The sequence below is a fragment of the Kocuria carniphila genome (assembly GCF_004136555.1).
Taxonomy (GTDB): Bacteria; Actinomycetota; Actinomycetes; order Actinomycetales; family Micrococcaceae; genus Kocuria; species Kocuria carniphila.
In genome coordinates, this window is record NZ_NOIT01000012.1 from 60354 (window position 1) to 74784 (window position 14431).

Below are 14431 nucleotides of genomic sequence, written 5' to 3' on the forward strand. Positions count from 1 at the left end.
CGTGTGCACTAAAGTCGTTTTTGCTCAATAGTCCTGTTCTCAAAGGAGAGGCAGGGATGGACGAAGAACCATACGGGATCCCGTCGCCGGGGCATTTAACGATGTCGGATGCTCAGTGGGAGCAAACTCGGTTGCGTGCTGAAGTGATCGGCAATCTCGCCGAGCGTGACCATGTTGGGGTGGCTGCTGCCGATGAAGCCGCCGTCGAGCTGGGAATCTCTCGCCGACAGGTGTACGTGCTGTTGGAACGCTACCGTCAGGGCTCTGGTCTGGTGACCGATCTCGCCAGCCGACGGTCCGACGGTGGCAGGGGTGGTAATCGGCTGTCGGAGCCGGTCGAGCAGGTCATTCGCGAGCTTGTCCGCACACGGTACTTGACGCGACAGAAGCGAAGCATCGCTTCGCTGCACCGCGAGATCGCCCGAGTCTGTGCTGTGCGGGGGTTGCCGGTGCCGGCGCGGAACACGGTCGAGACGCGAATCGCACGGATGAATCCGATAGCAGTCGGTCGGCGACGAGAAGGGCCCGACAGTGTGCGGCCCTTGCAGTCGGCCGGTGATGACGTCCCAGCGATCGGATCCATCTTGGACCAGGTACAGATCGATCACACCGTCATTGATCTGATCGTCGTCGATGAGCGGGAACGGAAGCCTGTCGGCCGCCCATATCTGACGTTGGCGATCGATGTGTGCAGTCGCTGTCTCGTGGGCATGGTCGTGACTTTGGAGCCGCCCTCGGCGGTGTCTGTGGGCTTATGCCTAGCTCACGCAACCGGTGATAAACGGCCCCGGCTGGAACGACTCGGGATCGAAGCAGACTGGCCGATGAGCGGGAAGCCGAAGGCGTTGTTCGTCGATAACGCCGCCGAGTTCAAGAGCGAGGCACTCACCCGTGGGTGTGAGCAGCACGGCATCGCACTGGACTACCGGCCGCTGGGCCAGCCGCATTACGGCGGGATCGTAGAACGCGTCATCGGCACGGCAATGCGCGAGATCCACGAGCTGCCAGGCACGACGTTCTCGGACCCAGGTGAGCGTGGCCGGTATGACTCCGAGAAAATGGCTGCACTGACTCTTGCCGAACTGGAGAAGTGGCTGAGCCTGGCAGTGGCTGCGTACCACGGCACCGTCCACAGCACGCTGGGCCTGACTCCGGCTGGGCGCTGGGCTGAGGGTGTCCTCGCGGACGGCTCTCCTGTGGTCACGGCGAATCCGACAGCGTTCTTGGTGGATTTCCTGCCGGTGATCCGGCGGAAGCTGACGCGTACCGGATTCGTCATCGATCACGTGCGTTATTTCGCCAACGTGCTCAAGCCCTGGATCGCGCGTCGCGAGAGTCTCGAACAGTTCATCATCCGCCGAGACCCGCGCGACATCAGCCGAATATGGGTGCTGGACCCTGAGGGCGAGGAATACCTAGAGGTGCCCTATCGGACGTTGTCGAATCCTGCTGTCAGCGTGTGGGAGCACCGGCAGGCGCTGGCACGACTGCGTGAACGCGGTGCCGCCGAAGTCGACGAGGTCGCGTTGTTTCGGATGATCGAACAGATGCGTCACATCTCTGAGACCGCCGAGAAGACCACCAAGCGGACCCGCCGGGAAGCTGAACGCCGTAATCACGCGGGAACCACGAGAAAGGCGTCTCCCGCGCCGACACCGGCTCCGCCGGCGACTGCGCCGGAACCGGGCGCGATGCGGCCTGCGGCCCGCTTCGAGGAGATTGAACAATGGTGACAGTCGACGAGGACCAGCCACCGGATCTGTCGCATCTGCATCCATCTGCACAGTCGACGGCGCGGCTGCCAGCTGCCGAGCGGGTCCACAGGATTCGAGCCGACCGCTGGATCGGCTACCCGAAAGCCGTCGAGGCTGTCGGGCGGTTGGAAACGCTGCTCGGGTGGCCACGGAAGCAACGCATGCCCAACCTGCTGCTGGTGGGGCCGACGAATAACGGCAAGTCCATGATCATCGAGAGATTCCGTCGACAGCACCTGCCCACGACTGATTTGGATCGGGAACACATCCCGGTGCTGTGCGTTCAGATGCCCTCGGAGCCGTCCCCGTTGCGGTTCTATACAGCAATCCTCGCAGCCCTCGGCGCGCCGCTACGGCCGCGCCCTCGTGTGATCGAGCTCGAGCGCCTCGCACTCTCCCTACTGCGCGAGGTCGGTGTGCAGATGCTGGTGATCGATGAGCTGCACAATGTGCTTGCTGGACGTGGTGACGTCCGTCGAGAGTTCTTGAACCTCTTGCGATTCCTTGGCAACGAGCTGCGCATCCCGCTCGTGGGAGTCGGCACCCGTGAGGCATACCTGGCGATACGCTCGGACGACCAACTGGAGAATCGGTTCGAGCCGTTCGTGCTGCCTGTCTGGAAGGCAGGCGAGGACGCCCGGTCGCTGTTGGCCAGCTTCGCGGCGGCCTTCCCATTGCGGCGGCCCTCCCGCATCGAGACCGACGACATGACGCAGTACTTGCTCGCCCGCAGTGAAGGAACGATCGGTGAGCTTGCGCACCTGCTGACCGCGGCCGCGGTCGCGGCCGTCGAGTCCGGCGCTGAGACGATCAACCACCGGACGCTGACGATGGCCGACTACGTTGGCCCCACAGAGCGGCGGCGATTGTTTGAACGCGAGCTGATGTGACCGCCCGCTGGCCGATCCATCCGCGGCCGATTCCGGGTGAAGCCCTCACCTCATGGCTGCACCGGATCGCCGACGGGTATGGGATCACCGTCGATGATCTTGCATTCGATATCGGCTACTCCCTCGACCGCGATACGGATCTCGACCTGGCCCCACCGGAGGGGTTGATCGAGCAACTAGCGATCCAAACCGGAGTCAGCTCCGATCGGATTCACGGCATGAGCATCAGCGGGTACACCCCGTGGCTCTTGGACGACGTCGAGCCTGGCCCCGACGCGTTCAGCACCTACATCCGGCAATTGACCGTTCTCTTGCCCGAGAGGAACCGTCGTCGCCGGACGGTGAGCTCGTGGCGAGCATGGGTCCCGACCGCCGCTGTCCGACACCACCGAACCTGCCCACAATGTGTGCGAGATTCCACGTCTCCTCACCCCTACCTCGTGGTGTGGTCGCTGCCACTGATGCTCTCCTGCCCCGTCCACCACTGCTGGCTTGAGCACCACGACGGTCCGCCCGGCCATTACTACGCATGGCGCGACCCATCGAGCGCCCCCGAACCGCAGAGAGCCTCGCTGGCGATCCGGCGCATGGACGACCGGACGTGGCAAGCCCTGACAGCCGGAGTAGTCGACCTTCCACGGCATCGCATCCACGCCGGCACGTGGTTCCGGCTGCTGCGCACTGTGGTCGATGAGCTTGGTGCAACCATGAGCGAGTGCGGTGCCGCGCAGCGGCTGACGCGCGAGGTGTGGCAGCGCGCGGGATATCCCGTGCGAGCCGGTCAAGCGATGTGGCGGCCCTTTGAAGCGCAGACCCTGCAGAGGCAGACGCGGACCCTCGAAGCCGCAGCCATCGCAATGCGCGTGCTCGAGAACGGTCACCTGACGGGTCTGGGCCGCGATGCCGCATTGTTCCTCCCGGCACCCGACACCTCTCTTGATCCTGGCAAGCCACTGGTAACAACAGGATGCCCGAAATCCCTTAACGAAGCCCTGCACGACGCCGTCGAGGATGCCAAGCAGAACCCGGACAGCGCACGCCAGCTATTCAATCTCATGACGCTCTACCGCAGCGACGACGACGAGCACGTCCACCGAGTTCGGAACGATTTCGCCGAACTTGGCATCCCTCTCGAATTTCTGTCACATTAACTGCTTTTAGCGGGGTCTGCACGACATAGAATAAGTAACGGGTAAAGTGACAAATTTTATGTGGCGGCGATACTTCGGTTCTCATGTCACGTAAACGAACGTATAAATGATGGAGGAGAAACCTGATGCTGGTCGGCTACATGCGCGTTTCCAAAGCCGACGGCTCCCAAGCCACTGACCTGCAGCGCGACGCGCTCCTTGCCGCCGGCATCGAGCCTGCGCAGCTGTATGAAGACAAGGCCTCCGGCAAGAAAGAGGACCGCCCCGAGCTGGTCTCTTGCCTTCGGTCCCTGCGGGACGGGGACACTCTAATGGTGTGGAAGCTGGACCGGCTCGGTCGGGACCTGCGCCATCTGGTCAACATCGTCCACGACCTCACCGAGCGCGGCATCGGGCTCAAAGTCCTCACCGGTCAGGGTGCAGCGATCGACACCACCACCGCCTCCGGCAAACTGGTCTTCGGGATCTTCGCCGCCCTGGCCGAATTCGAACGCGAACTCATCTCCGAACGAACCATGGCCGGCTTGGCATCGGCCCGCGCCCGGGGCAGAAAAGGCGGCCGGCCCTACAAAATGACGTCCGCCAAAGTCCGCCTGGCGAAAGCGTCCATGGGTCAGCCCGACACCAAGGTTGGTGATCTCTGCAAAGAACTCGGCATCACCCGGCAGACGCTGTACCGGCACGTCTCGCCCACTGGAGAACTAAGGCCTGACGGCGCTAAATTGCTCTCCCGAAGCCGGGCGCAGTGAATATTGAGTACGACTGTATGGGCCGGCGCCCAGCGGCACGGAGGGTCCCCTTCACAGGCAGGTGTCTCTCTACCGCTTGCAGGTCCGACACCGCACCCAGTTGCTTGAAATCCAGTGCCAGGTTTGCTTACTAGTTGCAGATGCGGTTGGTGCATCGATCAACCCCGGTGGCGGTTACGGCACTGGGACAGTCGCTGAGCGCGGTGGAACGAAAGGAGCGGCGAATCGTCAGCCGCCGATGATGCCGATAATGGTGCTCACCGCCACGATGGCGGCGACGGCGAACACGAGGATGGCGAAGGCGGTGCGAACGTGTTTGCTGTTGAGTTTGTGTGACAGGCGGCTCGCGGCGAGCGAGCCGGCGATGGCGGGAATTGCGAAGGCCAGTGTTGGGACCCAGTCGATGGTGAAGCCGGTGGCGTGGGCACTGAATCCTGCTGCTGCGTTGATGGTGATGATGACCAGTGATGTTCCGACGGCCTGCGACATCGACAGACCGAGGAACAGCGTCAGTGCCGGAACGATGAGAAAGCCACCGCCGACGCCGAGCAGTCCGGTGAGAAAACCGATCCCAAGTCCGACGGCGGCTGCCTTGGGTAAGCACGATCGCAGGAAGGATCCCTGATCGGAGCCACAGTGTCCGGTTATCTCTGGTGTCTTGGTGAGCATCCGGGCCCCGGCGGCCACCATGATGGCGGCGAAGGCGAGAAGGAGCACCTCTTCGTTCAGGAGCCGGCCGGCGGCGGCTCCGCCCCATGCCGCTGGAATGCCGGCGGCCCCAACCGGCAGTGCGATACGCCAGCTGATACCGGTGCGGATACGGGGGATGACGGCGGCTATGGAGGAGAGTCCGACGACGAGTAGTGAGGTGGGGATGGCGTCGTGGGTGCTCATTCCCACGCCGTAGACAAGCGCGGGAACGGCAATGATGGAACCGCCGGCCCCGACCAGGCCCAGGACCGCTCCGACGAGCAGTCCCAGGGCCAGGGCGGCGGCGATCATGAAGCCTGGGTCTGCGGTGCCGGTCCCCGGGAGGGCAGTTGCAGGATGACTGCTTCGCGGGTTGGCTCCTGAGCCGCGCGGTTCCAGGGCATTGCGGCCAGTGCTTTGCCCATGGCGCAGGTGTTGGTCGCGGCGGAGAAGGTCAGTCCGGTGCCGATGGCCCCGGCGAGCATGCGGAATTTCGGTGAGAGGAACTTGCCGCCGGCGAGCCCGGTCACGACGAGGGAGCCGGCGACCAGGCGGACCTGGCGTTCGAGGTCCCAGCGTTGGGTGCCGTGGACGACGTCGCCGCCGGCGGCCGCGTAGGCGGGAATGCCTCCGGTCAATACATGGGCGGCTTCCACGCCGGCGCCGTTGAGGCGCTGCCGTGCCTGTTCGGCACGCGTGCCGGATTGGCAGACCAGTACGGTGCGTCGGCCGAGCCGCCCTGCGAGCTCATCGGCGTGTTCGGAGAGCAGCGGCAGCGGCACGTTGTATGAGCCGCGGATATGCACCGTTTCGAATTCGGCTCCGCTGCGCACGTCCAACACGATCAGGTCATCGTCGGTGTCGATCCAGGACTGCAGCGTTGCCGCGCCCACGGTATCGATCGTGGGTTTAGGTTGTGTTGAAGTAGTCATACTTTCCTTTGTGCTCAAGGTGTCCCCGCCGCCGGCAAGGACCGGCGGCGGACCGCCGGGATGGGTGGATGCGCCTTTTTAGGGCTTGTGGGTGGGTCGACCTTCGGTTTCCCAGGCGGTCATGCCGCCGGCCATCGTGTCTGCGCGGAAACCTGCGACCAGCAGGTCCACGGCCGCGTGGGCGCTTCGGTTTCCGCTGGCGCAGACGGTGATGACCGGCCGGCCCGCATCGAGTTCTCCAAGACGGGATGCCAGTTGGCCGAGCGGGATGTGCACTGCGCCGGGGATCATGCCTTCGGCGGTTTCAGCCTCTTCACGTACGTCCAGGATGGTCGCAGTATTGCGGCGTGCATTGGCCTCTGCGGTGGTGATTTCGGACATGGCGGTATTTCCTTTCCGGTGATGGTGCTGCCCGGTGTTCTTAGGCGTTGGATGGTTCGTGAGTGGCTGTCCAGGCGCTGTAGCCACCGGTCAGATCCTTAACGTTGGTGTGGCCGAGGGCTCGCAGGGTGCTGGCGCCGACGCTGGAGCGCCACCCGCCGGCGCAGTGTACGAGGACGGGCCGGTCCGCGGGGACTTCGTTGTGGCGCTGCGCCAGTTCTGCCAACGGAATCCGCACGGAACCGGGCACCGCGCCGTCTTCGATTTCACCGGGATTGCGGACATCGAGAACCGTGGCCCCTTCGTTTTGGCGTTCTGTGTCGAAGGTTTCGACGTCGACGCGTTCTCCCCGCTGGACAATGTCGCCGAGTTCGGTGAAGGCGCGTGCCGGTTCGTTGAGGTAACCGGCCACCCGGTCGAAGCCGATCCGGCCCAGCCGCATCGCGGCCTCTTCTTCACGTGACGCGTGGGTGATAAGGACGATCTCCTCATCTGATCCGATGACCATGCCGGCCGTCTCGGCGAAGCGTCCGTCGAGTCCGACGTTGAGAGATCCGGCGAGGTGGCCTTCGGCGAAGTCCTCCGGTGAGCGGGTGTCGAGGATCCGAGCGCCGCGGGCGGCGGCATCCTGCAGGTCCCGTACGGACAGTGCACGGAGGTCACTGGCGGCGCCGATCAAGGGGCGGTCCTGACGGTTCAGTACGGCATCGACGGCAAAGTACTCCGGGATGGCCGGCTGTCCACTGCGGATCATGGCAACGAATTCGTCTTCACCCATCGGCTGGACGGAGAGGTTCATCATCCGCTGCGCACCGATAGTGGACTCGAGTTCATCCGAAAGGTTTTTGCCGCATGCGGAACCGGCGCCGTGGGCCGGCAGCACACGCACGTCGTCGGGAAGCTTCATCAGCACATCATGGATCGACGCGTAAAGGGCACGTGCCAGCTCGTCCGGGTCGGCGCCGACGGCGGCAGCCAGGTCGGGGCGGCCGACATCGCCGATGAACAATGCATCGCCGGTGAGTACCGCATCCGGGCTCGCACCGGACTGTTCGCGTACCAGTACGCTGATCGACTCCCAGGTGTGCCCGGGAGTCTCCAGGATCTCGAGTTCGACCTCACCGAGGGAGACCTTATCGCCGTGGCTGAAGGTGCGGATCTCGTATTCGGTTTCTGCTCGGCGGCCGTAGCCGATCCATGCGCCGGTGGCCTGGGCGAGTTCAAGGTGGCCGGCGACGAAGTCGGCGTGGAAGTGGGTATTGATCACCCCGGTGATCGTCAGGTTGTTCGCCGCCGCGTCGGCGAGGTACTCGCCAATGTCGCGCCGCGGATCGACGACGACCGCCTGACCGCTTCTCTCATCGCCGATCAGGTAGGAGCCATGGGACAGGCAGCCGAGGTAGTACTGATTCACGATCATTATCGTCCTCCAAAGGATTGTCGTTGGTGGGAATGAAGCCAGTCTTACACATACCCTAGGGGGTATGCAATAAGCCCCTGGGGGTATACAATTGAAGGCAAGCACGAAAGACTATGGAGGAACAATGCAACTCGACACCACAGATCTGGGCCCGGTCGTGAACCGGCTCAAGCGTGCACAGGGACAACTTGGTGCCGTCACACGGATGCTCGAAAACGGCAGTGACTGCAAGGATGTGGTGACTCAGCTTGCCGCCGTATCGCGGGCGCTGGATAAGGCTGGATTTGCCATCATCGCCAGCGGGCTTCAGCAGTGCATGAGCCAGGAGGACCCCAGTATCGATAAGAAGGACTTGGAAAAACTGTTCCTCTCCCTCGCCTAACAGCACCCCCGCCCGCACGAATCGTCAAGCAGCACTGCAGGTACAACCAGCAAGGAGCAGCAGATGAGCTACACCCACACGATCACCGTCGACCTTTCCTACACCGACGCCGTGGAACGGACCAAGGAGGCCCTCTCTGAACAGGGGTTCGGCGTCCTGTCGGAAATCGACGTCCGCTCCACCTTCGAGAGCAAGCTGGGCGCTGAGGCCGCAGAGGCGCTCGGCGATTACGTCATCCTGGGTGCCTGCAACCCCGGCCTGGCCCAGCGCGGCCTCACCGCCGAGCCGGATCTGGGGGCGCTGCTGCCGTGCAACGTCGTCGTGCGCCGCGGCCCATCAGCCGGCACCACGGTGGTCCAAGCCATTGACCCGCAAACCATGGTCGAGCTCAGCGACACCGATGCTGTCCGCGAAGTGGCCGACGATGCCGATACCCGGCTGCGCGCCGCATTAGCTCAATTGCCGGCCGCCGCCGGAGCGTAGGAACCCCACCTATTCCATCAGCGTGAACAGTGCCCATAGTGAAGGAGCATCCCATGGACGTCATCACGATCGACACCCCGCAACTGGGCGACCGCAGCTACCTGGTCCACGACGGCACGAGTGCACTGGTGATCGACCCGCAGCGCGATACCGACCGGCTCGAAGCCGCCGTCCGGAATGCGGGGGTGAAAATCACCCACGTTGCCGAAACCCACATCCACAACGACTACCTCACCGGCGGGCTGATGCTCGCCAAGGCTCACGGGGCAGAGTATCTGGTCAACGCCGCCGACCCCGTCGACTACGAACGGACCCCGGTTGCCGACGGGGAGGTCTTCCAGGTCGGCGATCTATCCGTCAAGGCGGTGGCCACGCCCGGGCACACCCACACCCACCTGTCCTATATCGTCAGCGATGGTCAAGGGCAGGCGGTTTTCTCCGGAGGGAGTCTGCTGTATGGCTCCGTTGGGCGCACCGACCTGGTCAGCGACGATGACACCGAGACCCTCACCCGGAACCAGTACGCCTCGGCGCGGCGGCTCGTTGCCGAAGCCGTCCAGGACGCCCCGCTGTATCCCACCCATGGGTTCGGTTCCTTCTGCTCCAGCGGACCTGCCGCCCAGGTTGATTCGTCCACTATCGGCGAGCAGGCCCGGGACAACCATGCTCTGACAGATCCGGACGAGGACCACTTCGTTTCGGAATTGATCGCCAACCTCAGCGCTTACCCTGCCTACTACGCACACATGAGCCCCCTGAACATTGAAGGCCCCGGTCCCGCGGACCTGACAGTGCCAGAGTCGGTCGACGCCGGCGAACTCGGCCGCCGCCTCAACGACGGCGAATGGGTCATCGACCTGCGCAACCGGGTCGCTTTCGCCAGCAACCATCTGGATGGGTCCGTCAGTTTCGAATATGGCGACGGGTCCAGCTTCACCGGATATTTGGGCTGGGTGCTGCCCTGGAACGACAAACTGACACTGCTCGGTACGCACGAAGATGTGGAGAACGCGATCCGGGACCTGTCCCGGATCGGCATCGATTCCCCCGATACTGCCACCGGCGGCGGCCCGGCCGAATGGGCCCATGGAGTGCCAACCGCCAAGTATCCCCGGGTTGGCTGGGATGAGGTTCCCCGCGGCAGCACCGGTGACGAAGTCATTCTTGACGTGCGGCGCACCGACGAGTTCGAAACCTCCCACATTCGAGGGGCCGTCAACATCCCCGTCCATGACCTGCCGTCCCGGATGGGCGACGTCCCGCCACAGCGGCTGTGGGTGCACTGCGCCTCCGGCTACCGTTCCGGCATCGCCGCGAGCCTGCTGCAGCGCGCCGGCAAAGACGTGGTCCACATCGACGCCATGTTCAACGAGGCCGAAAGTGTCGGCCTGCCCATGGCCGAATCGTAACCGCTCCTCACAGCGACAGCCTTCGCGCTGGCTCACCAGGCTCTGCTGTTCCGTGCCCGATTCGCTGCTGCTGCGCTTCGGACAGGCCCAGCCCGGTTAGCGACCGCGATCGAAGAAGCCACCGAAGCTGGGATCGCCGCCGTCTCCATCGGCGGGGCCCCTGCAGCACACGGTCCATCCCGGTGGTGGTGAGCAGGAAATGCCCGCTGCCCAAGGCTTGAGAGGTCAAAACTGGGTTGACACATACCGGCAAGAGACACATAGGACTGAAGATCTGACCATGCACGACCAGAGAGAAGGAGCACGATCATGATGAACGGCGGCGGTATGGGTGGTATGGGATTGATGTGGGTCTTCGGGCTGCTGGTGCTCGCCGGGGTAATCGTGCTGGTGGTCGTGCTGGTAAAGACCCTCTCCGGCAGATCCTCGAACACCGGCGCACCCGATCACGGTCGTGCCCCCGGCGCGGATCCTGGCCGGGGGCGGGAGATCCTCCAGGAGCGCTACGCCCGCGGCGAGTTGAGCGCCGAGGAGTACCGCGAACGGTTGCAGACCCTCGAAGATGACGGCCGGTGAGCCCGCTGACCCGCCGGCAGCTGCTGGCGCTTGGCGCGGCAGGGGCCGGTGCCACCGTCGTCGGCGGGACCGGGCTGTGGTGGACCGCCACCGGCGGCCGCGGGTACACCGGTGGTGAGGACCTGATCGAACCGCAGGTGCTGGCCAGCCGCGAAGGCGTGCTGGAACTGGACCTGACCGCCGCCCAGACACGCATCCAGGTCGGCGGACGGCAGGCATCCGTGAAGGCTTTCAACGGCTCCCTTCCCGGCCCGACTCTGCGCGTGGCACCCGGAGATACAGTGCGGGTTGCGATGACCAACCGTCTGGAGGCGCCGACGAACCTGCACGTGCACGGGATGCACGTTTCCCCGGAAGGCAACGGCGATAACCCGTTCGTGAGTATCGCACCCGGTGGGTCCTTCAACTATGAGTTCGCCTTGCCCGCCGACCATCCGCCGGGCACCTACTGGTACCACCCGCACCGCCACGGCCACGTGGCCGATCAGGTCGCCGCTGGACTCTACGGGGCCATCATCGTTGAGGACACCGAGCCGGTCCCGGTCACCCGGGAGCGGGTCATGGTGGTCTCGGATCTGACCCTGGATGCTTCGGGCAACCTCGCCGAGGTGAGTCAGATGCAACAGATGATGGGCCGGGAAGGTGAGGTCGTGCTGGTCAACGGAGCGGTCCGCCCGCAACTGAACGCCGCGCCCGGGGAGCGGGAACGGTGGCGAATCGTGAACGCCTGCCCCTCCCGGTACCTCCGACTGCGGTTGGAGGGCCAGCAGGTGCGGGTGCTCAGCCGCGACCTCGGCCGCCTGCCGACCCCCGAGGACATCACCGAAGTGGTGCTGGCCCCCGGCAACCGCATCGAGATGCTCGTGGAAACGACCGAGGGCTCCTCCACGCTGGTCGCCGCACCGGTGGACCGCGGCGGCATGGACGCCATGATGGGCGGGACCATGATGGGTGACAACGAGACCGGTAGCGGCGAGCCGGTCGAGCTGCTCACTCTGACAGTGTCCGGAGCACCCGTCCAAAAACCTCCACCTGTGCCTGAAGGACCGGGCCTGCGAGATCTGCGCGGGGAGCCGATCACCGCCCGCCGCACACTGGACTTCGCCATGGGCATGGGCGGCGGGGCCATGATGGGCAGTGGGGGCGGTGAGGGGGACACCACGATGATGGCCTTCACCATCAACGGCCAGGAGTTCGGCCCCGACCGGGTCGACACCCCCGTGGCGGCCGGGACCGTGGAGGAGTGGACCCTGAAAAACTCCAGTCCCATGGACCACCCCATCCACCTGCACGTATGGCCCATGCAGATCGTCCAGGACGGAAACCGCGACCTCTCCGAACCGAGGTGGCAGGACGTAGTGAACGTCCCGGCCCGCAGCCAGGTAAAAGTCCTCATCGCCTTCGAGGACTTTCCCGGGAAGACCGTCTACCACTGCCACATCCTCGACCACGAGGACCAGGGCATGATGGGCACCGTAGAAGCCCGCTGACCGCGACGTGCGGTGACGACCGTGGCGACACAGTGCTCCGTGCCCTGCGCCGCCAGGCGAAAAAATGAGGGAAGCGCCGAAGAACAAGATCAGCAGGGTCGTCGATCAGAGCGCGGCCTCCAGCAGATAGTGCAGCCGACTTCGGACATTCCGTGCAGCCGACTTCTGAAAATGACAATTCACACCGCATGTTTCCGCGGTTCGGCCTGTCTCGTAGCTATGTGCTTTATCCATGCCCCTAAAATCGAATACTCAACGTCAGTTGCGAGACAGATGAGGTGGACATGGGGAAGCTGATCGGCTATGCCCGAGTGTCGACGCGGCAACAGGACGCAGACCGCCAAGTGTCTGACCTCCTGGGTGCCGGTGTGCGGCGCGATGACATCTATGTCGACAGTGGAGTGTCTGGAGGGCGTGCTTCGCGTCCGCAGTTTGACCGGGCGGTCGCTGCGCTCGAGTCGGGGGACACTCTGGTGATCACCACGCTGGACCGGCTGGGCCGCTCGACGCAGAACATGCTGGCCTTCGCCGAGGCACTGCGGGCGAGGGGAGCGGGGCTGAGGGTGCTCAACCTGGGTGGGGGAGACGTGGACACTGCCACCCCGATGGGTTCGATGGTGTTCACGGTCATGGCGGCCTTGGCCCAGATGGAGTTGGAGATCAAGCGGGAGCGGATCACCGACTCGGTGGCCAAGCGCCGGGCCGCCGGCCAGGACCTCGGCGGGCGCCGCCCGACCTTCACCGACTCCCAGATCCGCAACGCCCTCCGACTGATTGACGGTGGGGAGCCGGCTACCCAGGTCGCCCGCGACCTCGGGATGTCGAGGGCTACCCTCTACCGGCGGATCCGGGAGCTGCCGCCAGCGACGAGCATCTGAGGCCGTCGTTATCTGTGGACATCGTGATGCGTATGACGCACCTGAGCGGGCTTTTCACCGGGCGGGGTAATCGGGCATGACAACGCCTCGCGGTTGCTTACTGAGCGAACAGGCGTGCAGTGACTCGGATGGGGTCCGGCTTACGTACGGCGGATCAGGTGTCGAGGAAGTCCCACTCGCTACCCAGCACCCACCGCAGCGCGCTCATCTTCCCGTTCAGCACCCCGATTTCGAAGTCCGTGTACGGCCCGAGTTGCCCGGGCTCGGTATAGGTAGCCTCGACCCTTGCACGGCCGGGGCCGGCGACGGCCTGGTTGCGCTCGAGCTCCTCCGCGTCCCCTTCCCGTTCGGCGCGGTAGTCGGCCTGCAAGGACCGGTGGTACCAGATACGGTCGAACATCTCCTTCTCCGCGGCGACGATGTCGTCCAGCCGACGGGGCTCTTCTTGGAAGTCAGTCTCCTCGAAAAGCTCCTCGATCTCCTCACCGAAGTAGTCGCGCAGGACCACGTCGAGGCCGTCCACCCCAAGGGCGTATCGGCTACCGGTTCCGTCGAACGCATCCGCAATGTCGTCATGCGGCTCCCGCTTATCGCCATTCGCCCGAGAGAAGTCGGTGTGGTTGGTGGTGACGAAGGCGTGCGGGTGCTCCGCGAGGTCCGCTCCCTGTGTGGCGATCTGGTAAAGCTCGAATATGACGGCGTCAGCGACACTGTTCTTCCCGCTGTGGAAGGGCGCAGCTTTTCTCAACCCCCGCTCGACGACGCGCTTTATCTCGGCCTCTGATTGCTCGACGATCTGACCGGCGACGAGGAGCTCACGGATATCCCGGAAGTTCCGGGTCGTCATCGCGCCGACGAGCGGGAGGTGCCGGCCGAGGTTTTCGATGACCTCCACGGCATGAGCATCGTCGTCGCTGCCGTAGGTCACGAGGTCATGGCGGATCTGCTTGAACCGGCCCGCGATGCTGGACGTCATCGCCGCCTGCACGCGGGCTTCGTTGCGGTCGAACTCCTCAATGACCACGGGCGGAACCAGCAGCTTCACCTCTCCCTGACAAATGAGTACCCGCAGAGCGACGATCCAGCGCTGCCCATCTCGACGTTGCGCAAGGTCGAGACATGTAGAGGTGTCGATGAGGAGGTGCAGCACGAGATCAGCCTACGGGGAGCGTTGCCTCCGCGGGTGATGCTCGGCACGCCCGAGCCCCGTCCTGAGAACCAAGGCGGTGCATCGCTACAGCCTCTG

General features: G+C 64.4%; 15 protein-coding genes. 10 read left to right on the plus strand and 5 right to left on the minus strand.

Features of this window, described 5'->3' with window-relative positions:
* Positions 1-56: 56 nt before the first annotated feature.
* From EWV37_RS10100 to EWV37_RS10115, 4 genes are all read left to right on the plus strand, one after another.
* Positions 57-1733, plus strand: a complete 1677-nt coding sequence (locus EWV37_RS10100) for a Mu transposase C-terminal domain-containing protein (protein ID WP_129701449.1) — start codon at positions 57-59, stop codon at positions 1731-1733.
* Positions 1727-2644, plus strand: a complete 918-nt coding sequence (locus EWV37_RS10105; RefSeq protein WP_129701451.1) for a TniB family NTP-binding protein — start codon at positions 1727-1729, stop codon at positions 2642-2644. The genes EWV37_RS10100 and EWV37_RS10105 overlap by 7 nt, the downstream gene beginning before the upstream one ends.
* Positions 2641-3795, plus strand: a complete 1155-nt coding sequence (locus EWV37_RS10110; protein WP_129701453.1) for a TniQ family protein — start codon at positions 2641-2643, stop codon at positions 3793-3795. The genes EWV37_RS10105 and EWV37_RS10110 overlap by 4 nt, the downstream gene beginning before the upstream one ends.
* Before the next feature lie 125 nt (positions 3796-3920).
* On the plus strand, positions 3921-4544 hold the full coding sequence (locus tag EWV37_RS10115; RefSeq protein ID WP_119296828.1) for a recombinase family protein: 624 nt from the start codon (positions 3921-3923) through the stop codon (positions 4542-4544).
* A gap of 228 nt (positions 4545-4772) precedes the next feature.
* Here the strand turns inward: EWV37_RS10115 and EWV37_RS10120 are convergent, their stop codons facing one another.
* From EWV37_RS10120 to EWV37_RS10135, 4 genes are all read right to left on the minus strand, one after another.
* Complete coding sequence (locus EWV37_RS10120; RefSeq protein ID WP_062862459.1) at positions 4773-5546, minus strand: sulfite exporter TauE/SafE family protein; 774 nt, start codon at positions 5544-5546, stop codon at positions 4773-4775.
* A complete protein-coding gene (locus tag EWV37_RS10125) occupies positions 5543-6166 on the minus strand; it encodes a rhodanese-like domain-containing protein (RefSeq protein WP_062862458.1) in 624 nt (207 codons plus the stop codon). The genes EWV37_RS10120 and EWV37_RS10125 overlap by 4 nt, the downstream gene beginning before the upstream one ends.
* 78 nt (positions 6167-6244) lie before the next feature.
* Positions 6245-6547, minus strand: coding sequence for a rhodanese-like domain-containing protein (locus tag EWV37_RS10130; protein ID WP_119296827.1), 303 nt, complete (start codon positions 6545-6547; stop codon positions 6245-6247).
* A 40-nt stretch (positions 6548-6587) separates the two neighbouring features.
* Positions 6588-7967 (minus strand): MBL fold metallo-hydrolase, encoded by a 1380-nt coding sequence (locus tag EWV37_RS10135; RefSeq protein ID WP_062862456.1) that lies wholly within the window; start codon positions 7965-7967, stop codon positions 6588-6590.
* Between the two features lie 124 nt (positions 7968-8091).
* Between EWV37_RS10135 and EWV37_RS10140 the strand changes: the two genes are divergently transcribed.
* The 6 genes from EWV37_RS10140 to EWV37_RS10165 all read left to right on the plus strand — a co-directional run bounded on the left by EWV37_RS10140 (position 8092) and on the right by EWV37_RS10165 (position 13185).
* Positions 8092-8349, plus strand: coding sequence for a metal-sensitive transcriptional regulator (locus EWV37_RS10140; RefSeq protein ID WP_062862455.1), 258 nt, complete (start codon positions 8092-8094; stop codon positions 8347-8349).
* Positions 8350-8412: 63 nt separating this feature from the next.
* Positions 8413-8832 (plus strand): DUF302 domain-containing protein, encoded by a 420-nt coding sequence (locus tag EWV37_RS10145; RefSeq protein ID WP_062862454.1) that lies wholly within the window; start codon positions 8413-8415, stop codon positions 8830-8832.
* A 53-nt stretch (positions 8833-8885) separates the two neighbouring features.
* Positions 8886-10241, plus strand: coding sequence for an MBL fold metallo-hydrolase (locus EWV37_RS10150; RefSeq protein WP_062862453.1), 1356 nt, complete (start codon positions 8886-8888; stop codon positions 10239-10241).
* Positions 10242-10550: 309 nt separating this feature from the next.
* A complete protein-coding gene (locus tag EWV37_RS10155) occupies positions 10551-10817 on the plus strand; it encodes an SHOCT domain-containing protein (protein ID WP_062862452.1) in 267 nt (88 codons plus the stop codon).
* The gene (locus EWV37_RS10160; protein ID WP_129701454.1) at positions 10814-12307 is read left to right on the plus strand and encodes a multicopper oxidase family protein; all 1494 of its coding nucleotides are present in this window, start codon (positions 10814-10816) and stop codon (positions 12305-12307) included. The genes EWV37_RS10155 and EWV37_RS10160 overlap by 4 nt, the downstream gene beginning before the upstream one ends.
* A gap of 284 nt (positions 12308-12591) precedes the next feature.
* A complete protein-coding gene (locus EWV37_RS10165) occupies positions 12592-13185 on the plus strand; it encodes a recombinase family protein (protein WP_109222935.1) in 594 nt (197 codons plus the stop codon).
* Between the two features lie 154 nt (positions 13186-13339).
* Here EWV37_RS10165 and EWV37_RS10170 read toward each other — a convergent pair whose 3' ends face one another.
* Positions 13340-14335, minus strand: coding sequence for a PIN domain-containing protein (locus EWV37_RS10170; RefSeq protein WP_109149411.1), 996 nt, complete (start codon positions 14333-14335; stop codon positions 13340-13342).
* Positions 14336-14431: the final 96 nt, after the last annotated feature.

Bases quoted from the DNA above. Each gene is read 5' to 3' on its own strand.
- EWV37_RS10165 (WP_109222935.1), top strand. From the start codon at position 12,592: ATGGGGAAGCTGATCGGCTATGCCCGAGTGTCGACGCGGCAACAGGAC.
- EWV37_RS10120 (WP_062862459.1), bottom strand. From the start codon at position 5,546: ATGATCGCCGCCGCCCTGGCCCTGGGACTGCTCGTCGGAGCGGTCCTG.
- EWV37_RS10145 (WP_062862454.1), top strand. From the start codon at position 8,413: ATGAGCTACACCCACACGATCACCGTCGACCTTTCCTACACCGACGCC.
- EWV37_RS10125 (WP_062862458.1), bottom strand. From the start codon at position 6,166: ATGACTACTTCAACACAACCTAAACCCACGATCGATACCGTGGGCGCG.
- EWV37_RS10130 (WP_119296827.1), bottom strand. From the start codon at position 6,547: ATGTCCGAAATCACCACCGCAGAGGCCAATGCACGCCGCAATACTGCG.
- EWV37_RS10100 (WP_129701449.1), top strand. From the start codon at position 57: ATGGACGAAGAACCATACGGGATCCCGTCGCCGGGGCATTTAACGATG.
- EWV37_RS10105 (WP_129701451.1), top strand. From the start codon at position 1,727: ATGGTGACAGTCGACGAGGACCAGCCACCGGATCTGTCGCATCTGCAT.
- EWV37_RS10115 (WP_119296828.1), top strand. From the start codon at position 3,921: ATGCTGGTCGGCTACATGCGCGTTTCCAAAGCCGACGGCTCCCAAGCC.
- EWV37_RS10155 (WP_062862452.1), top strand. From the start codon at position 10,551: ATGATGAACGGCGGCGGTATGGGTGGTATGGGATTGATGTGGGTCTTC.
- EWV37_RS10140 (WP_062862455.1), top strand. From the start codon at position 8,092: ATGCAACTCGACACCACAGATCTGGGCCCGGTCGTGAACCGGCTCAAG.
- EWV37_RS10135 (WP_062862456.1), bottom strand. From the start codon at position 7,967: ATGATCGTGAATCAGTACTACCTCGGCTGCCTGTCCCATGGCTCCTAC.
- EWV37_RS10150 (WP_062862453.1), top strand. From the start codon at position 8,886: ATGGACGTCATCACGATCGACACCCCGCAACTGGGCGACCGCAGCTAC.